Consider the following 24,169-nt stretch of genomic DNA (forward strand, 5'->3'; position numbering starts at 1 on the left):
GGCGGCGGTGGTTCCATTGTCGGAAATGCTGGGAGTCGGTTCCACTGTGGCTTTCTGGAAGTGGTGCTCGGCCCTGCCCCCTGTAGGGGACGGGCCAGGACGATGGAGCCCAACCATGGTCCGGTGGCACACCAACAAGGCGTCCGCCCCCGCCCGGTCGGCACGTACGGGGTTACCGTAACCGCGAAAGGTTAACGGAAGGTGTCCAAGGGACGCCGGTCACAGGGTTCGCGGTGACCCTGCGTCACATGGACATTCATGGACGTGTGATGCCTCACGAAAGCCGCCTGGAAGTCTCCGTTTCCGGGGGATCCGGAGGGACCCAGGAGGGCCTCGATGCTGCGGATGGGGGAGGTGGTCCCGGGGCCCGGGACCCGGTCCCCGTGCAGGTCCAGCACGAAGACCCTGTTCACCCCGACACCGAATTGCATCATGTGCGGCACCGCCACGGGTTGCCCGTCTCTCGGCAGGGCGGTGGGCAGGTCCCGCAGGGCCGGTTCGGGCTCGAGCTCCCGGGGCAGGCGGGTCAGTGTCGCGCCCTCGGCGGTGACCTCCAGGAGGGAGAGGCTGCCGGTGGCCGTGGCGAACTTGAAGGAGGCCGGTTCATGGCGTTTCATGGTGTCTCCGCCAGGTGGGAGCGATTGGCGCAATTCCCGCCATCTTCCCGGATGCGCGATACTCGATGCAGCCGATGTCTGAGAAGAAGGGGGGAAGGTCGAATGCGGCATGTGCCCGAAACTTCCCGTGAAGCCGGCCTCTCTGCGCTGAAGTGGGCGGCCGCCCCGTTGGCGGAGGCCGCGGCGCACACCGGACTCCACCTGCCCCCGGGCGAGCTGGAACGCGCCGGCGGATACCTGGACGGGCGCCCGCGCGAGGACTTCGCATCCGGGCGGATCCTGGTGCGCGTGCTCGCCGCCCGGTTGTTGAACCGTGCGTTGGGCCCCGGCCGCCGGATCCTTCCGGGTGAGCTCGAACTCGCCCAGCATTGTCCGCACTGCGGCTCGAGGGCGCACGGGGTCCCGCGGCTCCGGATCGCGGCGACCGGGGAGGGCTTCTCGGTGTCCTATGCACGGACCGCGGGTTGGCTGCTGCTGGCCGTGGCCCCCGTCCGCGACCGGCTCGGCGTGGACCTGGCGGACCTGGACGACCCGGCGTTTTCCCCGGGGGACGGGGAGCTGCTGGAGGGCTACGCCTATTCCGCGCAGGAACGCGCACAACTCGAATTGCTGCCCGAGGCCGAAAGGATTCGTCTTCGGGCGCGGTGGTGGGCACTGAAGGAAGCCGTGGCCAAGGCCAGCGGGGAGGGCCTGGCGGGGGAGGGCGGCATTCCCGTGGTCTCCGGGGCGAACCGCCACCCGGTGCTCTCCGGCCCCGGGATCCGGGTGCTGGAACTGGCGCCCGAGGCCGTTGACTCCCTGGGAGCCGTGTTGCCTGCCCATCTGGTGGGAGCCGTCGTCCAGGCCCCTGGCGCCTGAACACGCAACGGGCGGCGCTTGCCGATCCCGGCAAGCTCCGCCCGTGCGGCGTCGGATTCCCCGGTCCTAGCCCTTGACCGAGCCGCTCATCAGCCCGCCGACAAAGTACTTGCCCAGGAGGATGTAGACGATGAGGGTCGGCACCGAGGCGATCAGGGCACCGGCCATGGAGGCGGCGTAGTCGGTGAGCTGGCCGCCGGCCAGGAAGCTCAGGGCGATGGTGACGGGCCCGTTGCGTCCGGAGGAGAAGAACGCGGCGAACAGGTAGTCGTTCCAGGCGGAGGTGAACTGCCAGATCAGCACGACCACGAAGCCCGGCGCGGAGATCGGGAAGATCACCGAGGCGTAGGTGCGCAGGATTCCCGCCCCGTCCATGCGGGCTGCCTCGATGAGTTCGCCGGGGACCGATTCGTAGTAGTTGCGGAAGATCAGCGTGCAGATCGGCAGCCCGTAGACGATGTGCAGGACCATGAGCGAGGGGATGCCCTGGGGCACCCCGATGTCGCTCATCAGCTGGGTCAGCGGGATCATGACCGCCTGGTAGGGGATGAACATGCCAAAGAGAATCAGCGTGAACACCACGTTGGCGCCGGGGAAACGCCACTTGGAGAGTACGTAGCCGTTGATGGAGCCCAGTGTCGCCGAGATGACGGCGGCCGGGATCACCAGGGCGAAGGTCCGCCCCAGCGCCGGGGCCAGGGTGGTCCAGGCCTTTGACCACCCGCCGGTTTCCCAGGCGGTGGGCAGGAACCAGGCCCGGGACGGATCCGCGTCGGCGGTGCCCTTGAAGCTGGTGATGAACAGGACGTAGGCGGGGATCAGGACGACGATCACGAAGAGCAGCAGCAGGGCGTACTTCAGCGTGCGGTTCATCCGCCGGCGCCCGGGGTTCGGGGCGATCGCCGCGGGCAGCGGTGCCGGTTTCGCCGAACGGTCAAGGATCGAGGTGGCCATTAGCGCTTCTCCGCTCGCGAGGTGTACATGAGGTAGGGAACCACGACCAGTGCCACGAGCACCAGCAGGATCATGCCGATCGCGGCGGCGTCGGCGTAGTCGCTGCCGATGTACTTGACCCACATCATGGTTGCCGGGACCTGCACGTCGTAGGTGTTGGCGTCGGGGACGATGGCACGGATCAGGTCGAAGAGCTTCAGCGACATGTGGCCGATGATGATGACCGCCGAAAGCATCACGGGGTTCAGCTGCGGGAAGATCACATGCCGGTAGAGTTTCCATTCGCTGCAGCCGTCAATGCGTGCGGCCTCGCGCAGCTCCTCGGGAATGCCCCGGAAGCCGGCCAGGAAGAGGGCCATGACGTAGCCGGAGAGCTGCCAGATGGCGGGGACGGCGATGGCCGCGATGCCCCAGGTGGGGTTGGACCACCAGTCGTTCTGCATGAATCCCAGCCCCACCGAATCGAGCAGCCGGTTCAGGCCCGTGGTGCGTTCCCCGCCGGGCTGGTCGGTCTGGAGGCTTGAGAGCAGCCAGCGCCACACCACACCCGAGGCAATGAACGAGACGGACATGGGGAAGAGGTACACGGCGCGGAAGAAGCCCTCGCCCTTGGCCGGCTTGTCCAGCATCCAGGCCCAGAGGAAGCCGAAGACCAGGGTGCCGGCGAGGAACACGACGGTGAGGATGAGCAAGTTCCACAGTGAGTGCTGGAAGTTCGGGTCGGCCAGAAGATTCGTGTAGTTCGAAAAGCCGACGTAGTCGTCGCTCGGCTTGGCGGTGTGCTGGTTGGTGAGGCTGACGCGGAAGTTCTCGATGATGAGCCAGTAGACGAACACGCCAACCAGGATGATGGTGGGAGCCAGGAGCAAGAGCCCCGGTCCCCAGTGTTTTAGGCGCCGCAAGATGGTGTCCTCTCGGAGGGAAGTTGGCGTCTTAAACATGTGGGGGCGGTGTCCGCCAACCGTGTTGGCCGTGACCGCCCCCACATGTCCGGTGGAGTGTGCCTAGTTGCCGAATTTCTCCGCGGTGGCCGCGGCGGATTCCTGCAGCGTCGCCACGTTGGTGTCGCCGCCGAACTTGCTTACTGCGGTGCTGAGCTCGTTGAGCCATGCCACGGGCACCGCGGCGCCGTGTGCCAGCGAGGAGACGATCTTGTCCTGCGAGAAGTCCTTGATGGCGCTCTTCTGGTACTCGGAGAAGTCATCGGTCTTGGCCGTCGTGTTGGCCGGGATTGAGCCCTTGGCCTTGTTGAAGGCGGTCTGGCCCTCGGCCGAGCCGATGGTTGTCAGCCAGGCCTTGGCCCCGTCCGGGTTGGGCGCGCCAATCGGCAGGGTGAAGGAATCGGCCAGGAAGTTGAAGACGCCCTGGGTGCCGGGCATCGGGAAGTAGGCGTAGTCGGTGCCTGCCACGTCGCCGTCCTGGGCGAATTTGGCCTCGGCCCAGTCGCCCATGAGGTTGTAGGCAGCGGCGCCGTCCTGGACCAGCTGCGTGGCGGGTGCCCAGTCGCTGAGGGAATCGCGGTCCGAGTTGGTGTAGCCCAGGACCTTCTTGTAGGACTCGATGGCCTTGGTGACCTCAGCGCCCTTCCAGTCAGTTGTCCCGTCCCAGAGGCCGTTGTAGCCGTCGACGCCGAGGCTGGAGAGCAGCACGTTTTCGAAGAGCTGTACTTGGGTCCAGGATCCGGCGACGGCCAACGGGGTCTTGCCGCTGTCCTTGACCTTTTCCAGGTCCGCGATCCAGGCATCCAGGGTCTCGGCGGGCTTGTTCGGGTCCAGTCCTGCATCCTTCAGGACCTCGACATTGGCCCAGACGACGTTTGAGCGGTGGATGTTGGAAGGAACAGAGTAGATCTTTCCATCCACGGTGAGCCGGTCGACCAGGTCCTTGGGGAACTGCTCGGCGAGCTTGTTCTCGGTGTAGAAGCCGGTGAGGTCCTCGAGCTGTTCGGCATCGATGTAGTCCTGCAGTTCCGCGCCTGCATGGGCCTGGAAGGAATCCGGCGGGTTGCCGGCCTTCAGCTGTGCGGCCAGCACGCTCTTGGCCTGCGAGCCGGCCCCGCCGGCCACGGCAAGGTTGTCGAAGGTCAGGTTCGGGTAGTCCTCGTTGAAGACCTTGACCAGGGCATCGAGACCGACTTTCTCCGATCCGTCGGCCCACCAGGTGAACACTCCGACGCTGCCGGTGGCCTCGCTGGCCGGGGCGCCCGATCCGGAAGGCGTCTCGCCGCCGCCGCCGCATCCGGCGAGGGTGAGTCCCAATGTTGCTGCCGCTGCGATGAGCGTAAGACGACGTCGCATATCTGCCTCCAAGAGGTTGTTTGGAAATGTGAGGAATTGTGGAGAGGTGTGTCGGTGATCACCTAATGGTTACCCGCATCACACTTTGTCGTCAACTACTTAACGCAAACTTTCCTGAAGCGGGGAAGGTTGCGGTGCCGTCCCCGCCGGGGAATGGCTGTGCCGCAGCACCAGGGCGGCGGCCCCGAGCGCCTCGGCGCGATCACCGAGCAGCGCCATCCGGACAACGGTGTTCTCGCCAATCACCGGGATGGCATGGCGCAGCAGGCCGCGCCGGATGGGCTCCAGGAGGATCTCTCCCAAGGGTGCAAGCGGCCCGCCGATGACGATGACCTCGGGGCTGAGCAGGTTGGCGACATTGGCCAGCGCGTGGCCAACTGCGGCGCCCATGTCCCCAATGATGCGCAGCGTGGCGGAGTCTCCCGCGCGGGCCTGTTCGATGATTCCCTCGATCGTGACGGGGGCGCCGTGGGCGCGGCTGAGCAGCTCGATGATGATGCCGGTCGAGGCCACCGTCTCCAGGCAGCCGCGGTTGCCGCAGCGGCAAATGAGGCCTTGGTCAAAGATCGTTGAATGCCCGATCTCCCCGGTGACCCCCAGGCTCCCGTAATGCAGGGAGCCATTGAGGATGAGGCCGGATCCGATGCCGCTTCCGATCTTGAGGAAGCAGAGGTTGGGGCAAACCTGGTGCTCGCCCCAGGTGATCTGGGCCAGGGCCCCCAGATTGGCGTCGTTGTCAATGAACACGGGCAAATCGAGGGCGGCCTGCAGCTGGGATTCGATGTCGATTCCCACCCATTCCGGGAGTATCGCGCCGCGGATCACCGTCATGGTCCGGTGGTCGATGGGTCCGGGGATGCCGATTCCCGCGCCCAGCAGCTGTCCGTGTTCGATGCCGAGTTCCTCACGGAGTTTTCTGAGCATGCCGGCGGCGACGGAGATGCTTTCCTCGGCACGGTGCCCGACGGGCAGTGCCGTGTGGTTCTCGCCCAGAAGGCGGAAGCCGGAGCGGGCGAGCACGACCCGCACGTGGCTCCGGCCGAAGTCGATGCCAACGGCCACGTCGGCGGCATCGATGAGGCTGACGCCCAGCGCGCGGCGTCCCGAGCTGGTCGTGGGGGTGGCCTCCACCCGGTTGGCGGCCACCAGGCTTTTGACGATGTTTGAGATCGTGGCGGTGGAAAGTCCCGTCGCGCGGGCCAGCGCCGCCTGCGTGAGTGTCCCGTGGCTGCGCAGCATCGCCATGACCCGCTCTTCGTTCAGGCCGCGCAGTGCCGACTGCGAACCGGGGTTCGTTCCGGCGGTGGAGTTGCGTTGGTCTGCGCTCATGCCTAGTAGCGTGCGTCACAGGGACTCTTGCGGTCAAGACATTAACTCAAGATTAATGAGTCATCTTTTTTCTTGAAGGCAATTGCCTCGTGGCGGCATGAGGGCAGGACCTGCACCGAATGCCGCGGGCCGAGTGCCGAAAGGCGGGCGTCGACAGACGTGTGGCTCGCCTCCGCGCCCGGGACTGTAGTAGGAATGGACCAGGGTCTGCAATGGGGCCCGTTGACCGCCTAAAGGGGGAACGGCGCATGACGAATCCGGATCTGGGCCACTGGCCGCCCGGTGGGGACGGCTTCCGCCGCAGTGAGGTCTCCGCGCTGATCGGCGTCGGGGAGCAGGTGTGGGACCACGCCGCCGCCCAAGTCCTGCGCTGGGGAGTGAAGACCGCCAGCGGCTTTACGGTGAGTTCAACCGCTGTGGTGAAGCCGGGGGCCCGCGTAGAGGTCACGGCGCGACTGTTCGGCATCAGCGTCCTCGAGCCGGTGGAAGTTGTTGCCGTCGTTCAGGAACTGGAGCGCGTCGGGTTTTCCTACCGCACCCTGCCCGGTCACCCGGTGCATGGCGAGGAGGCTTTTGTGGTGAGCCGCCACGGGGATGAGGTGCGCCTCACCGTGCGTTCCCTGACGCGCGCGGCGCCGCAGCGGCCCTGGCGTGCGCTCTTTCCGCTGTTGCTGGTGGTGCAGCGGATCGTCCGCCGCCGCTATCTTCGGGCGTTGCGCCAGAAACCGCCGACCGGGCCGGGAAACCCATCGTTGGGCGGGCGGTGAATGGGCCGGCGTGCCTTCGAGCGGCGGTGCGCCCGGGGATCTCGCGATCCCCGGGCAGCAGCCCCTCGGGCCGGGCGATGGAACGGTCCGGGCTAGGGGACCAGGATGGTCTTTCCGGTGGTGGCGCGTGATTCGAGGGCGGTGTGGGCGGCTCCGGCCTCGGCCAGCGGGAATCGCGCGCCGATGCGGACGTCGAGCTTGCCGGCGGAAACCAGTTCAAAGAGTTCGCCGGAACGCCAGCGTCGCTCTTCGGCATCGAGCAGGAAGTCGGCGACCTTGGGGCGCGTCACGGTCAGCGAACCGTGCGCGTTCAGGCGCTGCAGGTCAAAGGGCGGGACCTGGCCCGATGCCCCGCCAAAGAGCACCAGGGTGCCGCGGATCTTGAGCGCCTCCAGGGAGCCGTCGAAGGTGTCCTTGCCGATGCCGTCGTACACGGCGTCGACTCCCCGCCCTTTGGTGATCTCGCGGACGCGGGTGGGTACCTCGTCATAGGACAGGACGTGGTCGGCCCCTGCGGCGCGCGCAAGTTCCGCCTTTTCCTCCGTAGAGGTGGTGGTGATGACGGTGGCCCCGCGCAGCTTGAGCAGCTGGATCAACAGCAGCCCCACGCCGCCGGCGCCGGCATAGGTGAGCACGGTGTCGCCCGGCTGCACGTTGTAGCTGGAGTTGATCAGGTAGTGGGCCGTGATGCCCTGCAGCGGCAGGGCCCCGGCGGTTTCCAGCGACACGTTCTCCGGGACGGGAAGGGCCTTGTCGGCATCCAGCAGTGTGTGGGTGGCATAGGTCTGCGACCCCTCGGTGGTGGCCACCCGGTCGCCGACGGCGAAATCGGTGACGCCCGTGCCGATTGCCTCGACGGTGCCGGCGCACTCGCTGCCCGGGGTGAAGGGGTAGCGGACCTTGTAGACGCCCGAACGCTGGTATGTCTCGATGAAATTCAGGCCGACGGCAGCGACCTTGACCAGCAGCTGTCCGGGGCCGGGGGAGGGAATCGGGGAGGCGACATACTCGAATACTTCGGGTCCGCCGGCCTGGCGGGCGATAATTGCTTGGGAACTCACGTGTGGGACTCCTTTGGTTCTGCTCAATGCTTTGTTTCCACCCTAGCGTTCGGGTCCTGCGGACCCCCGTCCCGGGCGGCGATGTTGCGTCGCGGGTCTCCAAATTATGAATATTTATTAGTTATCATGCATAAATGCGTAGTAGGGTGGATTCATGACGATTTCAGTAGCTGTATCCGGAGCCAGTGGGTATGCCGGCGGCGAGGTCTTGCGCCTGCTGTCCAACCACCCAGATGTGACCATCGGTGCCATCACCGCACACTCGAACGCCGGGCAGCGACTGGGCGAACTCGCCCCGCACCTGCATTCCCTGGCCGACCGGGTACTGGTGGAAACCACCGTCGAGCAGCTGCGCGGCCACGACGTGGTCTTCCTGGCTCTGCCCCACGGCGCCAGCGCCGAAATCGCCGCCCAGCTTCCCGCGGACACACTGGTCATCGACGCCGGTGCGGACCACCGCCTGGAATCGCCGGAGGCCTGGGAGAAGTTCTACGGATCCGCGCACGCGGGCACCTGGCCCTATGGCCTGCCCGAGCTGCCCGGTGCCCGTGACCTGTTGGCCGGTGCCAAGCGCATCGCGGTGCCCGGCTGCTACCCGACCTCGGTCCAGCTTGCCCTCGTGCCCGGCTTCGCCGCCGACCTGCTGGAAGCCGACGACGTCGTCGTGGTTGCCGCCTCGGGCACCTCGGGTGCCGGAAAGAGCGCCAAGGTGAACCTGATCGGCTCCGAGGTCATGGGCTCCATGAACCCCTACGGCGTGGGCGGCTCCCACCGGCACACCCCGGAAATGGAGCAGGGCCTGTCCAAGGCCGCCGGTGTCCCGGTCACCATCTCCTTCACCCCGACCCTGGCGCCGATGCCCCGCGGCATCCTCACCACCGCCACCGCAAAGGTCAAGCCCGGCGTGGACGCGGACATGTTGCGCGCCGCGTGGACGGCTGCCTACAAGGACGAACCGTTCGTGCACGTGCTGCCCGAGGGCCAATGGCCCGCCACCTCCTCGGTCATGGGCTCCAACCACGCTCAGATCCAGTTGGCATTCGACCCGCACGCCAACCGCGTGATCGTCTCCGCGGTCATCGACAACCTCACTAAGGGCACCGCAGGCGGGGCCGTCCAATCCATGAATATCGCCCTGGGCCTGAAGGAAACCGCCGGCCTGGCACTTGAAGGAGTAGCACCGTGAGCAACGCACCCATCGGAATCACCTTCCCCGCAGGCTTCAGCGCCTCGGGCGTCACCGCCGGACTCAAGGCCTCGGGGAACCCGGACCTTGCCCTGGTGCGCAACAACGGACCGCGCTTTGACGCTGCCGCGGTGTTCACCTCCAACCGCGTGGCCGCGGCCCCGGTGCACTGGTCGCGCCAGGTGATCTCGGACGGCCGGGCCGACGCCGTGGTGCTGAACTCCGGCGGCGCCAACGCCTGCACCGGCCCCGAGGGTTTTGCCAACACCCACGCCACCGCCGAACATGTCGCCACGGTCCTGGGCCTTTCCAGCGGCGACGTGCTGGTTTGTTCCACGGGGCTGATCGGCGAGCAACTGCCGATGGACAAGATCCTGCCCGGCGTGGACGCGGCCGCCGCGGCCCTGGGCGACGGCAGCGAATTCGACGGGGGAGCGGCTGCCGCCACCGCCATCATGACCACCGACACCGTGAGCAAGCAGGCAGGGTTCGCCGGTGCCGGCTACTCCATCGGTGCCATGGCCAAGGGCGCCGGCATGCTTGCCCCCGGGCTGGCAACGATGCTGGTGGTCATCACCACCGATGCGGTGCTGGAACCGGCGCAGCTCGACGCGGCATTGCGCGAGGCCACCCGCGTCAGCTTCGACCGGGCGGATTCCGACGGCTGCATGTCGACCAACGACACCGTGATCCTGATGTCCTCCGGTGCCAGCGGAACGACGCCCGACGTCGCCGAATTCACCACCGGACTCACCGAGGTCTGCGTCGAGCTGGCCCAGGCGCTGATCTCCGACGCCGAGGGCGCCGCCCACGAAATCACCATCCGCACCTTCAATGCCGCCACCGAGGACGACGCCGTCGAGGTTTCGCGCACCGTGGCCCGCTCCAACCTCTTCAAGACCGCGATCTTCGGCCAGGACCCCAACTGGGGGCGGGTGCTCTCCGCGGTGGGAACCACCCAGGCGGCCTTCGAACCCGACGAGCTGAACGTGTCAATCAACGGCGTCCAGGTCTGCCGCAAGGGCGGGGTCGGCGAGGACCGCAACCTCGTGGACCTTTCCGGGCGCAACGTCCTGGTGGAAATCGACCTCAACGCCGGCATGCAGGAAGCCAGCCTGTGGACCAACGACCTGACCCACGACTACGTCCACGAGAATTCGGCCTACAGCAGCTAGGCGGCGGTGCGCCGTGGGGTTAGCGGGATTGAACCTGCTACGACCACGGTGCCCCGCCACCCGGTCCAACGTTTCAGTGAGGAAACACCGAAGAGCATGACTGAGAACAAACCCACGCCCACGCCAATGGACGTTGCACAGCGCAAGGCCGAGGCCCTGATCGAGGCACTGCCCTGGATCCAGCGCTTTGCCGGAACCACCATGGTCATCAAGTACGGCGGCAACGCCATGATCAACGAGGACCTGCGCCGCGCCTTCGCCGAGGACATCGTCTTCCTGCGCCACGTGGGCATCAACCCCGTGGTCGTGCACGGCGGCGGCCCGCAGATCAACTCCATGCTCAGCCGCCTGGGCATCGAGTCAGAGTTCAAGGGCGGGCTGCGGGTGACCACCCCCGAGGCCATGGACGTGGTGCGCATGGTGCTTACCGGTCAGGTGCAGCGCGAACTCATCGGCCTGATCAACTCCCACGGCCCCTACGCGGTGGGACTCTCCGGAGAGGACGGCGCCCTGCTGCGCGCCGTGCGCACCGGGACCTACATTGCCGGTCAGCACGTGGACCTGGGGCTCGTGGGCGAGGTGACGGGGGTCAAGCCCGACCAGATCCTTGACCTGCTGGCCGCCGGCAAGATTCCGGTGGTCTCCACCGTCGCCCCGGAGGTCGACGAGAAGGACAACCCCACCGGCCAGGTGCTCAACGTCAACGCCGACACCGCCGCCGCGGCACTGGCCAGTGCCCTGGGTGCCTCCAAGCTGGTGATCCTCACCGACGTGGAGGGGCTGTACGCGGCCTGGCCCGACAGGTCCTCGTTGATCTCCTCGCTGGATTCCGAGCAGCTGCGCGACCTGATGCCCAAGCTCGAATCGGGGATGATCCCCAAGATGGCCGCCTGCCTCAAGGCCGTGGACGAGGGCGTGGGCCAGGCCCACATCGTCGACGGCCGCCAACCACACTCCATGCTGCTGGAGGTCTTCACCTCCGCCGGCGTCGGAACCCAAGTCATTCCCAAGGACAAGGCATGAACGAGATCATTGAACAGGAAACGGGCGCGCTGGACGCCCTGCAGGGCAGCGAATTGCTGGCCCGCTACAACAATTCGCTGCTGGGCGTCTTCGGCACCCCGCAGCAGGTGCTGGTGCGCGGGGCCGGCTGCCACGTGTGGGACGCCGACGGCAAGGAATACCTGGACCTGCTCTCCGGGATCGCCGTCAACGCCCTGGGCCACGCCCACCCTCTGGTCACCTCCGTGATTTCCTCCCAGCTGGCCACCCTGGGACACATCTCCAACTTCTTCACCAGCCCCACCCAGATCGCGCTGGCCGAAAAGCTCCTGGGGCTCAGCGAGGCTCCCGCGGGCTCGAAGGTGTTCTTCACCAACTCCGGCACCGAGGCCAACGAGGCGGCCTTCAAGCTGGCCCGCCGGAATGCCGGCACGCCCGAGGCCCCGCGCACCAAGATCATCGCCCTTGAACACGCGTTCCACGGCCGCACCATGGGTGCGCTGGCCCTGACCTGGAAGCAGGCCTACCGGGCACCCTTCGAACCGCTCCCCGGGGGAGTGGAATGGATTCCGGCCGGGGACATCGAGGCCCTGCGTGCGGCGGTCGACGAGACCACCGCCGCGGTGTTCATCGAACCGATCCAGGGGGAGGCCGGCGTCATCGAATTCGGCCCCGGCTACCTGCAGGCTGCACGCGAGCTCACCGCTGCGGCCGGTGCGCTGCTGGTCTTCGACGAGGTCCAGACCGGCATCGGCCGCACCGGCGCCTGGTTCGCCTCCGCCGGGGTCCTCCCCGACGCCATGACCCTGGCCAAGGGCCTGGGCGGCGGATTCCCCATTGGCGCGATGATCGTCTTCGGCACCGAGGCCACCGGGCTGCTCACCCCCGGCCAGCACGGCACCACCTTCGGCGGAAACCCCGTGGCGACCGCCGCGGCGCTGGCCACCTTGCATGTCATTGAGTCGCAGGACCTCCTGGCGCAGGTGGGAAGGGTGGGCGCGGAGGTGCGGACGAAACTTGCCGCGCTGGACTTCGTCACGGCCGTCCGCGGCCGGGGGCTGCTCATCGGGTTCGACCTGGCCGCCGCGGTGGCCCCGGCGGTGGTGGCCGCGGCGTTGGACGCCGGGTTCATCATCAATGCCCCGGGTCCCAACACGCTGCGCCTTGCGCCTCCCCTGATCATCACCACCGAACAGCTCGACACCTTCGTAGCAGCGTTGCCCGCGATTTATGCCGCGGCCGTTGCCGGCACCCAGGAATAGGACCAAAAAATGACCAGCACAGTTCGCCACTTCCTGACCGACCTCGACCTCACCCAGGCCGAACAGACTGAGGTCCTTGACCTGGCCCTGGCCATGAAGAAGGACAAGTACGGATACAAGCCGTACGCCGGACCGCAGACCGTCGCGGTGTTCTTCGACAAGACCTCCACCCGCACCCGGGTGTCCTTTGCCGCGGGCATCGCGGAGCTTGGCGGTTCGCCGCTGATCATCAACTCCGCCGAATCGCAGCTGGGCCACAAGGAGTCGATCTCCGATTCCGCCAAGGTCCTCGAGCGCATGGTCTCCACCATCGTGTGGCGCACCTACGCCCAGGCCGGCCTGGAGGAAATGGCCGAGAATTCGAATGTCCCGGTCATCAACGCCCTCTCCGACGACTACCACCCCTGCCAGCTGCTGGCCGACCTGCTCACCGTGCGCGAGCACAAGGGCACGCTGGCAGGACTGTCCATGGCCTACCTCGGCGACTCGGCCAACAACATGGCCAACTCCTACCTGCTGGCCGGCGTCACGGCCGGGATGCACGTGCGCATTGCCGGACCCGAGGGCTACCTGCCTGCCGCGGACATCATTGCCGCGGCCGAGGCTCGCGCGGCGGAAACCGGCGGCTCCGTGACAGTCACCACCGACGCCGCAGCGGCCCTGGCCGGTGCAGACGTGGTTGCCACCGACACCTGGGTGTCCATGGGCCAGGAAGACGAGAAGGCCGAACGCATGGAGCTGTTCCGCGAATACGCCGTCGACTCCGCGGCCATGGCGCACGCGCACCAGGACGCCATCGTGCTGCACTGCCTGCCGGCCTACCGCGGCTACGAAATCTCGGCGGACGTCATTGACGGACCGCAGTCGGTGGTCTTCGACGAGGCCGAAAACCGCGTGCACGCCCAGAAGGCCATCATGGGCTGGCTGATGGCCAAGTCGGACCTGGCTGTCGTGCCGGGAGTGAACCCGAACCGATGAGCACTCCGGCATCGTTCCAGCCCACGACGAAGATCGCCCGCCAGGCGCGGGTGAGTGCCATCCTCTCGACCCGCACCGTGCGTTCGCAGGCCGAGCTGGTGGCCCTGCTGGCAGAGGAAGGCATGGCCGTCACGCAGGCCACGTTGTCGCGCGACCTGGTGGAGCTGGGTGCGGTGCGCGTGCGCGGCGCCGACGGGGGACTCGTCTACGCGGTGCGCCAGGAGGGCGGGGACCGCAGCCCGCAGGCCGGCGTCAGCCACGAGGTCCACGACGCCAAGCTGGCCAAGCAATGCGCGGAATTGCTGATCACCGCCGAGGCCTCGGGCAACATCGTGGTGCTGCGCACCCCGCCGGGTGCGGCAAACTTCCTGGCCCTGTCCATCGACCATTCAACAATGCCGCAGATCCTGGGATGCATCGCCGGGGACGACACCGTCATGCTGGTGACCCGCGACGTGGATGGCGGTGCCGAGGTCGCCGCGCGCTTCCTGGCACTGGCCGACCCGCAGTAGTCAAATCGACCAGTCGCACCATCGCAGGACCCCGGAGGCATGGATGGACCCGTCAAAGAAGGCCGCAATACTCGGTGCGATCCTGGCTGCCCTGGTCTTGCTGGCGATCCTCGCCGGCATCATCGTCGGGACAAGCGGGATGCTCGCCGGTCCCGCGAACGGCCGGACCCATCCGGCGCCCATTGCGGCTACCGTGCGGTAACCCTTGTGGAACCAAAGCCCTTGTGCAACCATTTTGTTGCACAAGGGCTTTGCGTTTTGAGGGGATGCACATGGACGCCACACTGCAGGATGCCATCGAGGCAACCATCGACATCGATGCCACTGCCGAATCCGTTTGGGGGCTGGTCAGCGAACCGGGGTGGTTCATCAACGGCGGGGCCATCACGACGCATCGGATCGAAACCGACGGTGCATTCTCCACCGTTTGCGACGCGATCTATGGAAAATTCGAATTTGAGACCGTTACCCTCGATGCCCCGCGCTACGCGGCGTTCCGTTCCCTGGGCGGTCATGAGTGGGACGATCCGGTGCCCAACACGCTCGTTGAGTTCTGGATCGAACCCACACATTCCGGCGCGGTAAGGCTGCGGGTCATGGAGAGTGGATTCGCCGCCTTCGATGCCGAGGCGCATCGGCATGCCATTAGTGCCAACACCCGCGGGTGGGAAGCCGAGATGCTCGCGGCGCAGCGTTATCTGGGCGGAAAATGATTGGGCAGCCGGATGCGGCCGAATCACAATTGATTTTTGCAGCACTCTCGGACGCCACGCGTCGCCGGATGCTCAAGCTCCTAGGTGAGAATGCGAGCAGTGCCTCGCGACTGAGTGCGCCACTGGGTATCAGTCGGCAGGCCACGGCCAAGCACCTGCGCATCCTTGTCGATGCCGGCCTCGCCAAGAGCCGCCGCGACGGCAGGGAGATCGTTTTCGAATTGGTCCTGGGTGGGCTGGTGCCGGCAAGCGACTACATTCGCGGCTTGAAGGCGGGCTTTGAAGTGCAGCTGGTCGAAGCGGCCAAGTTGGGCTGAGCCAGCGCGCCCGGATTCGCGTGCCGCAGCAACCGGGCCGAGCCCTTAATGGCCACAGGGACTCCCCGGGCAGATTGCGCGGGGAGTCCCTGGTGGAAATCATGTGCGGCCGGAGCGCCGACGGGCGCTATGGCCCGTGGACGAGCTCGCTCTCGGTGCGCGGAGTGTCGAAGGCCTTGTGGAACGCGGATTCAACAGCGTCGTTGTAGGCAACCAACACCACCCGGTGAATCGATGTCGAATGAAGGTACATCTCGAACCAATCGTGGATCGCGCGGGCGGCGATCGCGGCAACGTCCTCCGGGTCCCAGCCGTAGGCACCCGCCCCGATGGCGGGAAACGCCACGCTGGTGGCGCCCAGGCGGGAGGCGACGTAAAGGGAATTGGTGAAGCACTGCGACAGCGTCTTGGGATTGGTCTGCCCCACGTGGCGATTCGGCCCGGGAGAGTGGATGACCCAGCGGGCCGGCAGGTCGCCGGCGCCGGTGGCCAATGCGAGCCCGGAGGCAAGGCCGTCGGGGTGGGTCGTGGCCCTCAGCTTCCGGCATTCGGCCAGCAGTGCCGGGCCCGCGGCCGCATGGATTGCGTCGTCGACGCCGCCGCCACCGAGCAGGGATGGATTGGCAGCATTGACGATCGCATCGACCTTTTGATCGGTGATGTCTCCACGCACGATGTCGATATGCATTTCTTCGCTCCTGTCAGTGATCCAGAACACCTGATAAACACCACGATACGCGTCGGTCCCGATCTTGTGGAGGGGCCCACAGTGGATTCTCAGGTGTGACTAGAGCAAAGCCGAAACGTCGGCCGGAAACGGGGCCACGGGGCAATTGTGTGACCTGGGCGGGATGCTCCGGCCGGCGATTGACGTGGACGCGTCGGGCGCGCCCGGGGAAGGTGCGGGCGCCGCGCGGCTGGCGCCCGCTGCCGGCGCGGCCACAGGCGGGCCGGGCTCCTAGAGGTACTCCTCGATCACTGCCTTGAACTCGGGCAGGTCGAACATCTGGGTGACTGCCAGGGCGTTTTGGGCCCCGAGGCGCGGATCCGCGCCGCGGGCGAGCAGCAGCCGCGTCAGTGGCTCGTTCTTGCGGAACACCGCGCAGGTCAGTGCGCCCTGGCCCTTGTCGTTGAGGCGGTTGATGTCGGCGCCGCGCTCGAGCAGGGCGGAGACGGTCGCGTCGTGGCCGTTGTAGGCGGCCAGGATCATCAGCGTGTCGCCCTTGGCGTCGGTGAGATCCGCGGGGATTCCCTGGTCGATGATGGCCATCAGCTTCTCGGTGTTTCCCTCGCGGGCCAGGTCGAAAATGGAGTGCAGGAACGCGAGCTCTTCCTCGGACAAGGCGTCGGGGGTGTTCGAATCGGTCATACCCAAATCGTACCGGGCGGCCGCCCGGAGGTTGCCGGCGGCATGACGCGTGAATAATTATGTAGACTAGTGAATAAGTATTAAGAATCGGGCGTTGCATCCGGGGCCGGGGAACCGCCCTGCACTAGGATGGACACTGGATTTGGACACCTCTCGAACCGGCGCCCGTGACGGGCACACGGAAGGATTAACATGGGATCGGCAACAAACGAAGGCGCACTCTGGGGCGGACGATTTGCCGGAGGCCCGGCGGACGCCCTGGCGGCGCTGAGCAAGTCCACGCACTTCGACTGGCGGCTGGCCCGCTATGACATCGCCGGATCCCGCGCCCACGCCCGCGTGCTGCACACCGCGGGATTGCTGGACGAAGCCGAGCTGGCCGGCATGATCGCGGCGCTGGATGAGCTGGAAGCCGATGTCGTCTCCGGTGCCTACGTTGCCTCCGATTCCGACGAGGACGTCCATGGCTCCCTCGAGCGCGGACTGATCGAGCGTGCCGGTACCGCGCTGGGCGGCAAGCTCCGTGCCGGCCGCTCGCGCAACGACCAGATCGCGACCCTCGGCCGCATGTTCCTGCGCGACCACGCCCGCATCATTGCCCGCGGCGTGCTGGCCACCATCGACGCGCTCATCGAGCAGGCCGAGGCGCACCCCAACGCCGCCATGCCCGGCCGCACCCACCTGCAGCACGCACAGCCGATCCTGCTCTCCCACCACCTGCTGGCCCACGCCTGGGCAATGCTGCGCGACGTCCAGCGCCTGGCGGACTGGGACAAGCGCGCCGCGGTTTCCCCGTACGGCTCCGGCGCCCTGGCCGGTTCCTCGCTGGGCCTGGACCCCAACGCCGTGGCGGCCGAGCTCGGCTTCGACTCCGCCGCCTGGAACTCGATCGACGGCACCGCCGCCCGCGACGTGTTCGCCGAATACGCCTGGGTCGCTGCCATGATCGGGATCGACCTTTCGCGCATCTCGGAGGAAGTCATCCTCTGGGCCACCAAGGAGTTCTCCTTTGTCACCCTCGACGACGCCTTCTCCACCGGTTCCTCGATCATGCCGCAGAAGAAGAACCCCGACGTGGCCGAGCTGGCCCGCGGCAAGGCCGGACGCCTGATCGGCAACCTGACCGGGTTGATGGCCACGCTCAAGGCGCTGCCGCTGGCCTACAACCGCGACCTGCAGGAAGACAAGGAGCCGGTCTTCGATGCGACCGACACCCTGGAGCTCTTGCTGCCTGCCGTCTCCGGCATGATCGCCACGCTGAAGTTCAACACGGACCGCATGGCCGAGCTCGCACCGCTGGGCTTTGCCCTGGCCACCGACATCGCCGAGTGGCTTGTCCGCCAGGGCGTGCCGTTCCGCGAGGCACACGAACTCTCCGGCGCGGCAGTGAAGCTGGCCGAGTCCAAGGGCGTCGAGCTGTGGGACCTGTCCGACGCCGAATACTCGGGGATCTCGGAGCACCTGACCCCCGAGGTCCGCAGCGTGCTGTCCACCGAGGGCTCGCTGAACTCGCGCAGCGCCCAGGGCGGCACCGCCCCCTCGGCCGTCGCCGCGCAACTGGCCGCCCTGAAGGACGCACTGGTTCCGGTGCGCGCCTACGCCGGATAGCGCACCCCGATCCACGATCCCAGGGCGGGGCCCACCACACTTGGCGGGCCCCGCCTTCGTGATTTCCGGCTGCATCTGCCGATAGGGTGTGGGTATGACCGAGCTCACGCCACAGGACCTGACGACCAGGATCCTCACCTCCCTGTCGGACCTACGCGCATTGGCGGCCACCGTGGATGCCGCGGCAGCAGCCGAACCCAGTGCCCTGCCTGGATGGAAGCGGGCCCAGCTGCTGGCCCACATCGACGGATTCAGCCGGGCCGCAACACGTCAGCTGGACACCGCCGGCGCCGACGAGCCATTCCCGATGTACGACGGGGGAATCGAGGGCAGGGAAGCTGCCATCGAGATGACTGCGCTGATGCGTGCCGAGGCCTTGGTGGCGCGGACCGACGAGTCCCTCGCCGCACTGGAGGCCAGCATCCGCGGCATCAGCGCAGGGGAGTGGGACCTTGCCACCGGGTTCCGCGGCGGCGGCAGCGTCCAGGACCTGTTTTACGCCATCTGGCGCGAACTGGTCATTCACTCCTCCGACCTGTTGCTGGCGCGCTCGGTCGCCGACTGGGAACCGGCGTTCTGCGCCCACCTCTTCGACGAGCTCGCGGTGCGGGTGCCCGAATCCAGGCGCTACATCCTTCAGCCGCACGGCGCCCAGCGCATTTCCCTGGGAAACGGCGATGACGTCACGGTGCTCAGCGGCACCGACTTCGACCTGGCCGCGTGGCTGGCCGGGCGCAAGCCGCTGGGCCCGGTGCAGGCCACCGCCGGCGCGGACGGTGCCGACCTTCCGGAGCTGGGCCCCTGGCCCTCCGGGCTGAAGGCCCGCAACTAGCCCTGCAACCCTGACGGCGGCGACGTGGTGATGGACGTGCAAGATGAATTGCTCCGGCTGGGATCGCTGCAGCTGGCTCCGCACCTGCTCGGAGCCCATGTCTCGACCTTCATCAGCGGGCAGCTGGTGGTGGTTCGGCTGACCGAGGTGGAGGCCTACGACGGTGCCCTGGACCCCGGTTCCCATGCCTACCGGGGAAAGACCGCACGCAACGCCGGCCTGTTCGGCCCTCCGGGCACCGCCTACGTCTACTTCACCTACGGGATGCACTTTTGCGCCAATGTGGTGTGCGGGACCGAAGGCACGGCCTCGGCGGTGCTGTTGCGCGCCGGGGAGATCGTCACCGGCCTCGAGGCGGCGACGGCCAGGCGCGGCAACCCCGGGGGACCGGCCGTCAGGCTGCTCAGCGGCCCCGCGCGGCTGGCCCAGGGCCTCGGGCTGACGCTGGAACACAATACTGCCCGCTTCCGCAACGGAACCGCGGCGCCTCCGGGCCCCGACCTGGGGCTGGACAGGCTGGCCGCCTCCCCGCCGGAGCACCTGTCCGGCCCGCGCACCGGGGTGGCCGGAAGAGGCGGCGGGGACGAGTACCCGTACCGTTTCTGGCTTCCGGGCGAGCCCAGCGTCTCGCCGTACCGGAAGGCGGCGCCGCGCAGGGCGCGCGGCCAAAGGGACTAGACTAGTCGGGTGAATCCAGAGCCTGAGAGCATAAGCGACCTCCTTGACCGACTGTGCGAAATCGTTCCCGACTACCCCAGCGCGGGGATCTCGTTCAAGGACCTGACACCGGCCTTCGCCGACGCCGCCGGGCTGCGCCGCATGGTCGATGAGATCGTCGCCCCCTTCGCCGGACAGTTCGACGTCATCGCCGGACTCGAGGCCCGCGGCTTCGTGCTGGCGGCGGCCGCTGCCTACGCCACGGGAACCGGCATGGTCACCGTGCGCAAGGCCGGCAAGCTGCCCCGGCCGGTGCACCGCGACGAGTACACCCTGGAATACGGCACCGGAACCCTGGAACTGCACCGCGACGACGTCGCCCCGGGCACCCGGGTGCTGATCCTTGACGACGTGCTGGCCACCGGCGGCACCGTCGGCTCCGCCGCCCGGCTCCTGGGCATGGTCGGCGCGAACGTCATCGGGGTCGGAGTGGTCCTTGAGCTGCAGGACCTGGGCGGGCGCGAAAGGCTCTCCGGCCTGCAGGTGCATTCGCTCCAGCTCGTCTAGCAACAACCGCCTGCCGCCACCGGGGCGCCCGCCCCATGGCGACCGGTCAAATACCCGGTGCGACAGAGCGTAAACTGGTCTGTCCACGATTTGTTTCATCAGGGAGTGCTGAATGCCAGAGTCCACGACCGTTCAACCGGAGCTCGAAGCCGAACGCAACTACGTTTCGATGCTCTACACCCGCCTGGATGAACTGCGTGCCGAAAAGCTCGAGCAGTTGAACCGCACCCGCCGCGGCGGGGCGCAGGGATCCATCCAGAACGTGTCCGAACGCGACTCCTTCGCCGCACTGTATGAAGACCGCCTGGCACAGCTGAACGCCGTGGAGGACCGGCTGGTCTTCGGGCGGCTGGACCTTGACGATGACGTGAACCGCTCCGGCGAGGAAGACGGTTCGCCGCGCTACATCGGCCGCATCGGCATGACCGACGATGACCTCACGCGCCTGATGGTGGACTGGCGGGCCCCGGAGGCGGCGGCCTTCTACCAGGCCACCGCGCTGCACCGGCAGGGCGTGCGCCGCCGCCGGCACCTGATGCTGCGCGGACGCACCGTGCTGGGCATCGACGACGAGGTGCTGGACACCGAGCTCTTCGCCGAGGACGACGACCTGCAGGGCGAGGGAGCGCTGATGGCGGCGCTGACGCAGAAGCGCACCGGCCGCATGGGCGACATCGTGGGCACCATCCAGGCCGAGCAGGACCGGATCATCCGCTCCCCGCTGGCCGGGGTGTTGGTGGTCCAAGGCGGACCGGGCACCGGAAAGACCGCCGTGGCGCTGCACCGCGCGGCCTTCCTGCTCTACGAACACCGCGAACGCCTCAAGAGCGCCGGCGTGCTGCTGGTCGGCCCGTCCTCCTCCTTCATGCGCTACATCGAACGCGTGCTGCCCTCCCTGGGCGAGACCGGCGTGGTCATGTCCTCCGTCGGGGAGCTGTACCCGGGCCTGCGCGCCGTGCCCGAGCACAACCGGGAGACAGCCCGCATCAAGGGCAAGGCGTTCATGGCCAAGGTCGTGGCCAAGGCGGTTTCCAATCGCCAGCGGCTGCTGGCCGAGGACCGCCGCGTCGTGGTCGAGGGCACCCGCCTGGTGCTGACCCGCGGCCAGGTGCGCCACGCCCGCGACAAGGCGCGTGCCTCCCGCAAGCCGCACAACGAGGCCCGCGAGGTGTTCACCAAGATCCTGATCCGCGAGCTGGCCGAGCAGCTGCAGCAGGTCCTCGAGGATTCCGCCGGCAACGGCAATGCCGTGGACCGCAGCTACCTGGTCCAGGAAGTGCGCGAGTCACGCGATGTGCGCATCGCGCTGAACCTTTGCTGGATGCCGCTGACGCCGCAGTCGCTGCTGGAGGAACTCTTCGCCAAGGAGGACCTGCTCGCCGCCGCCGCGCCGCAGCTGAACGCCCGCGAGCTCAAGGCGCTGCACCGCGAGCCCGGGGCTCCCTGGACCGAGGCCGACGTGCCGCTGCTGGACGAGGCAGCCGACCTGCTTGGCGACTTCAAGGCCGTGGGCAACAAGGACGCCGGTGTCGAGGCGCAGCTCAAGCGCGACCTGGAAAACGCCGAGGCGACCCTGCGCAACGTCAACGAGATGCTCTTCAACGCCGGCATCGACGGGCTGGTCGAGGCCCAGGACCTGGCAGACATGAACCAGGAGACCGAGGCACGCCAAACGGCCGCCGAGCGTGCGGTGGCCGACCGCAACTGGGCCTACGGGCACGTGGTGGTCGACGAGGCCCAGGAGCTTTCCCCGATGCAGTGGCGACTGCTGATGCGCCGCTGCCCGCTGAAGTCATTCACCGTGGTGGGCGACATCGCCCAGACCTCCTCGGCCTCGGGCGCCAGCAGCTGGGCCCAGGCCATGAAGCCGTTCGTGGCCCAGCGCTTCACCCTTGAGGAATTGACGGTCAACTACCGGACCCCCATGCAGATCGCCGCCGCCGCGACCCGGGTCGCCCACGCCGCGGGGCTCAAGATCTCCACGCCCAAGGCCGTGCGCGAGGGCCAGTGGCCGCCGCTGGTGGACCGCCTGGAGGCGGGCCAGCTGTTGCCCAAGCTGCGCGAGGTCCTGCCCGAAGAGGTTGCGATCGCCGACGGCGGGCTGCTGGCGGTCATCGTGCCCGAGTCCCGCCTGTCGCAGGTCCGCTCCGCGGTGGTCGAGCAATACGGGCGCCGCGTGGGCACCGGCTCGGGAGGGCTGAGCCAGGACATCGTCGTGCTTGGAGCACGCGAGGCCAAGGGCCTCGAATTCGATGTGGTGCTTGTCCTTGAACCGCAGGAATTGATCGACGAAGTCGAGGGCACCGTCGGGGACCTGTATGTTGCGATGACCCGCACCACGCAGCGCCTGCGGATCCTGGCCGAGGGCTCGATCCCGGCGGGCATTGACACGGAAGCGTAATTCCGGGCGGAGACTGCTAATTTAGTAGGGTGTCTGAAATTGAGCAGAATCCCGCACTGTCGGGACAAAGTAATGATCCGTCGTTTGAAAACATCTGGCAGGAACTGAAGTGGCGTGGCCTGGTCCACGTATCCACCGATGAAGCCGAGCTGGAAAAGGTTCTCTCCGAGGAGTCCATTACCTATTACTGCGGTTTCGACCCCACCGCACCGTCGCTGCACCTGGGAAACCTGGTGCAGCTGCTGAACATGCGGCGCCTGCAGCTGGCCGGCCACAAGCCCCTGGGCCTGGTCGGCGGTTCCACCGGCCTGATCGGCGATCCGCGCCAGACGGCCGAGCGTGTGCTGAACACCAAGGAAACGGTCGCCGAATGGGTAGGCAAGCTGCAGGAGCAGGTTGCCCGCTTCCTCTCCTTCGAGGGCGAGAACGCGGCACGCATGGTCAACAACCTCGACTGGACCGCCAACCTGAGCGCCATCGACTTCCTGCGCGAGGTCGGCAAGTACTTCCGCGTGGGCACCATGATCAAGAAGGAAACCGTTGCCGCCCGCCTGAACTCGGACGAGGGCATCAGCTACACCGAATTCAGCTACCAGGTCCTGCAGGGCTATGACTACCTGAAGCTGCACCAGCTCTACGGATGCTCCCTGCAGACCGGTGGCTCGGACCAGTGGGGAAACCTCACCAGCGGCACCGACTTGATTCGCAAGGTCGAGGGCAAGAGCGCATACGCCTACGGCACCCCGCTGATCACCAACTCCGACGGCACCAAGTTCGGCAAGTCCGAAGGAAATGCCATTTGGTTGGATGCGGAGATGTGCAGCCCGTACACCTTCTACCAGTTCTGGCTGAACACGGCGGATGCCGATGCGATCTCCCGCTTGAAGGTCTTCACGTTCCTGACTCGGGCCGAGATCGATGCCCTCGAGCAGGAAGTTGCCGAGCGTCCGTTCGCCCGCAAGGCCCAGAAGGAACTCGCCTACTTGGTGACGTCGTTGGTCCACGGCGTGGAAGCCACGGAAAAGGTGATTGCCGCTTCGGCCGCACTCTTTGGCCAAGGCGAACTCGGCGACATGGACGAGGCAACGCTTCGCGCTGCAACACAGGAACTCAAAAGCACCACCGTCACGGGCGATGAGCTGGATATCGTCTCGGTCTTGATGGCATCCGGCCTTTCCGAATCCAAGTCGGCTGCCCGCCGCACGGTCAGTGAAGGCGGTGCGTACATCAACAACGTGAAGTACTCGGACCATGAGGCAGTGGTGAACCGGGCGGATCTTCTGCACGGACGCTACCTCTTGGTTCGCCGTGGAAAAAAGAACTTGGCAGTAGTTGAAGTCGCCTAAACAGGGGAACGAAGCCATGGGTTGCTAACAATGCAATCAGGCCGGTGCGGGGGAGTGCTGTGAATCACGGCAACGACCCCGCACCGGTTTTTTGCTTTGTACCCCCGATTTGCCGATAAACCCGGTTGATTTGGGGGAACCACGGGTAACCGAAGGCAGGATCCGTCGATTTGCCGTGTACGGGAAACCTGTGTATTGTTTTCTAAGTCGCCGCGGCCAAGGCAAGCGAAAAGCTTCTAGCCGCGAATGATAAAAACTTTCTTATAACAACGATTAATCGTTGATAGAAACCGTGTTTTATAGCGAAGTAGATCAGCGAAAAGCTGATTTGACAGAGCGAGAAACATGTAATAACTTAGTA

The 24,169-nt window shown here is 66.8% G+C and carries 25 protein-coding genes; 17 read left to right on the plus strand and 8 right to left on the minus strand.

Going from position 1 to position 24,169, the window contains the following annotated elements; translation table 11 throughout:
• Positions 1–191: 191 nt before the first annotated feature.
• Entirely contained in the window at positions 192–617 is a 426-nt protein-coding gene (locus tag KRR55_RS17490; protein WP_217390595.1) for a hypothetical protein, read from the minus strand.
• Between the two features lie 111 nt (positions 618–728).
• On the opposite strand from KRR55_RS17490, the gene KRR55_RS17495 reads away from it, so the two are divergent.
• The gene (locus tag KRR55_RS17495) at positions 729–1,475 is read left to right on the plus strand and encodes a 4'-phosphopantetheinyl transferase family protein (RefSeq protein WP_217390596.1); all 747 of its coding nucleotides are present in this window, start codon (positions 729–731) and stop codon (positions 1,473–1,475) included.
• A 66-nt stretch (positions 1,476–1,541) separates the two neighbouring features.
• Here the strand turns inward: KRR55_RS17495 and KRR55_RS17500 are convergent, their stop codons facing one another.
• From KRR55_RS17500 to KRR55_RS17515, 4 genes are all read right to left on the minus strand, one after another.
• Positions 1,542–2,429, minus strand: a complete 888-nt coding sequence (locus KRR55_RS17500) for a carbohydrate ABC transporter permease (RefSeq protein ID WP_217390597.1) — start codon at positions 2,427–2,429, stop codon at positions 1,542–1,544.
• Positions 2,429–3,334 (minus strand): carbohydrate ABC transporter permease, encoded by a 906-nt coding sequence (locus KRR55_RS17505; RefSeq protein ID WP_217390624.1) that lies wholly within the window; start codon positions 3,332–3,334, stop codon positions 2,429–2,431. The genes KRR55_RS17500 and KRR55_RS17505 overlap by 1 nt, the downstream gene beginning before the upstream one ends.
• A gap of 99 nt (positions 3,335–3,433) precedes the next feature.
• Entirely contained in the window at positions 3,434–4,726 is a 1,293-nt protein-coding gene (locus KRR55_RS17510; RefSeq protein WP_217390598.1) for an ABC transporter substrate-binding protein, read from the minus strand.
• A 99-nt stretch (positions 4,727–4,825) separates the two neighbouring features.
• The gene (locus KRR55_RS17515) at positions 4,826–6,055 is read right to left on the minus strand and encodes an ROK family transcriptional regulator (RefSeq protein ID WP_217390599.1); all 1,230 of its coding nucleotides are present in this window, start codon (positions 6,053–6,055) and stop codon (positions 4,826–4,828) included.
• 248 nt (positions 6,056–6,303) lie between these two features.
• Here KRR55_RS17515 and KRR55_RS17520 point away from each other — a divergent pair, with 248 nt between their 5' ends.
• On the plus strand, positions 6,304–6,822 hold the full coding sequence (locus tag KRR55_RS17520) for a DUF1990 family protein (protein ID WP_217390600.1): 519 nt from the start codon (positions 6,304–6,306) through the stop codon (positions 6,820–6,822).
• Between the two features lie 92 nt (positions 6,823–6,914).
• Here the strand turns inward: KRR55_RS17520 and KRR55_RS17525 are convergent, their stop codons facing one another.
• Positions 6,915–7,883, minus strand: a complete 969-nt coding sequence (locus KRR55_RS17525; RefSeq protein WP_217390601.1) for a quinone oxidoreductase family protein — start codon at positions 7,881–7,883, stop codon at positions 6,915–6,917.
• 154 nt (positions 7,884–8,037) lie between these two features.
• Here KRR55_RS17525 and argC point away from each other — a divergent pair, with 154 nt between their 5' ends.
• The 9 genes from argC to KRR55_RS17570 all read left to right on the plus strand — a co-directional run bounded on the left by argC (position 8,038) and on the right by KRR55_RS17570 (position 15,028).
• Positions 8,038–9,069, plus strand: a complete 1,032-nt coding sequence (gene argC, locus KRR55_RS17530) for an N-acetyl-gamma-glutamyl-phosphate reductase (RefSeq protein ID WP_217390602.1) — start codon at positions 8,038–8,040, stop codon at positions 9,067–9,069.
• 11 nt (positions 9,070–9,080) lie between these two features.
• Complete coding sequence (argJ, locus tag KRR55_RS17535) at positions 9,081–10,244, plus strand: bifunctional glutamate N-acetyltransferase/amino-acid acetyltransferase ArgJ (RefSeq protein ID WP_217390625.1); 1,164 nt, start codon at positions 9,081–9,083, stop codon at positions 10,242–10,244.
• A gap of 96 nt (positions 10,245–10,340) precedes the next feature.
• Positions 10,341–11,267: an acetylglutamate kinase gene (gene argB / locus KRR55_RS17540; RefSeq protein ID WP_217390603.1), complete on the plus strand. Its 927-nt coding sequence runs from the start codon at positions 10,341–10,343 to the stop codon at positions 11,265–11,267.
• Positions 11,264–12,508 carry an acetylornithine transaminase gene (locus KRR55_RS17545; protein ID WP_217390604.1) on the plus strand — a complete coding sequence of 415 codons (1,245 nt, stop codon included), beginning with the start codon at positions 11,264–11,266 and terminating at the stop codon, positions 12,506–12,508. Before argB ends, KRR55_RS17545 begins: the two co-directional genes overlap by 4 nt.
• Positions 12,509–12,517: 9 nt before the next feature.
• Complete coding sequence (gene argF, locus KRR55_RS17550; RefSeq protein ID WP_217390605.1) at positions 12,518–13,486, plus strand: ornithine carbamoyltransferase; 969 nt, start codon at positions 12,518–12,520, stop codon at positions 13,484–13,486.
• On the plus strand, positions 13,483–13,998 hold the full coding sequence (locus KRR55_RS17555) for an arginine repressor (protein WP_217390606.1): 516 nt from the start codon (positions 13,483–13,485) through the stop codon (positions 13,996–13,998). Before argF ends, KRR55_RS17555 begins: the two co-directional genes overlap by 4 nt.
• Before the next feature lie 43 nt (positions 13,999–14,041).
• A complete protein-coding gene (locus KRR55_RS17560) occupies positions 14,042–14,200 on the plus strand; it encodes a hypothetical protein (RefSeq protein ID WP_217390607.1) in 159 nt (52 codons plus the stop codon).
• Between the two features lie 70 nt (positions 14,201–14,270).
• On the plus strand, positions 14,271–14,711 hold the full coding sequence (locus KRR55_RS17565; protein ID WP_217390608.1) for an SRPBCC family protein: 441 nt from the start codon (positions 14,271–14,273) through the stop codon (positions 14,709–14,711).
• On the plus strand, positions 14,708–15,028 hold the full coding sequence (locus KRR55_RS17570) for an ArsR/SmtB family transcription factor (RefSeq protein ID WP_217390609.1): 321 nt from the start codon (positions 14,708–14,710) through the stop codon (positions 15,026–15,028). The genes KRR55_RS17565 and KRR55_RS17570 overlap by 4 nt, the downstream gene beginning before the upstream one ends.
• 127 nt (positions 15,029–15,155) lie before the next feature.
• On the opposite strand, the gene KRR55_RS17575 is transcribed toward KRR55_RS17570, so the two are convergent.
• The gene (locus KRR55_RS17575) at positions 15,156–15,716 is read right to left on the minus strand and encodes an O-acetyl-ADP-ribose deacetylase (RefSeq protein ID WP_217390610.1); all 561 of its coding nucleotides are present in this window, start codon (positions 15,714–15,716) and stop codon (positions 15,156–15,158) included.
• 270 nt (positions 15,717–15,986) lie between these two features.
• Entirely contained in the window at positions 15,987–16,397 is a 411-nt protein-coding gene (locus KRR55_RS17580) for an ankyrin repeat domain-containing protein (protein WP_217390611.1), read from the minus strand.
• 192 nt (positions 16,398–16,589) lie between these two features.
• Between KRR55_RS17580 and argH the strand changes: the two genes are divergently transcribed.
• The 6 genes from argH (at position 16,590) to tyrS (ending at position 23,808) form a co-directional block, all read left to right on the plus strand.
• The gene (gene argH, locus KRR55_RS17585) at positions 16,590–18,005 is read left to right on the plus strand and encodes an argininosuccinate lyase (protein WP_217390612.1); all 1,416 of its coding nucleotides are present in this window, start codon (positions 16,590–16,592) and stop codon (positions 18,003–18,005) included.
• A gap of 94 nt (positions 18,006–18,099) precedes the next feature.
• On the plus strand, positions 18,100–18,837 hold the full coding sequence (locus tag KRR55_RS17590; protein WP_217390613.1) for a maleylpyruvate isomerase family mycothiol-dependent enzyme: 738 nt from the start codon (positions 18,100–18,102) through the stop codon (positions 18,835–18,837).
• A gap of 30 nt (positions 18,838–18,867) precedes the next feature.
• Positions 18,868–19,515, plus strand: coding sequence for a DNA-3-methyladenine glycosylase (locus tag KRR55_RS17595; protein ID WP_217390614.1), 648 nt, complete (start codon positions 18,868–18,870; stop codon positions 19,513–19,515).
• Positions 19,516–19,524: 9 nt separating this feature from the next.
• Positions 19,525–20,061: an adenine phosphoribosyltransferase gene (locus tag KRR55_RS17600; protein WP_217390615.1), complete on the plus strand. Its 537-nt coding sequence runs from the start codon at positions 19,525–19,527 to the stop codon at positions 20,059–20,061.
• 112 nt (positions 20,062–20,173) lie between these two features.
• On the plus strand, positions 20,174–22,462 hold the full coding sequence (locus KRR55_RS17605) for a HelD family protein (RefSeq protein ID WP_217390616.1): 2,289 nt from the start codon (positions 20,174–20,176) through the stop codon (positions 22,460–22,462).
• A 29-nt stretch (positions 22,463–22,491) separates the two neighbouring features.
• On the plus strand, positions 22,492–23,808 hold the full coding sequence (tyrS, locus tag KRR55_RS17610; protein ID WP_336245159.1) for a tyrosine--tRNA ligase: 1,317 nt from the start codon (positions 22,492–22,494) through the stop codon (positions 23,806–23,808).
• Positions 23,809–24,169 lie beyond the last annotated feature (361 nt).

Origin of the sequence: Paeniglutamicibacter quisquiliarum, assembly GCF_019084045.1 — a bacterium.
GTDB lineage: Bacteria > Actinomycetota > Actinomycetes > Actinomycetales > Micrococcaceae > Paeniglutamicibacter > Paeniglutamicibacter quisquiliarum.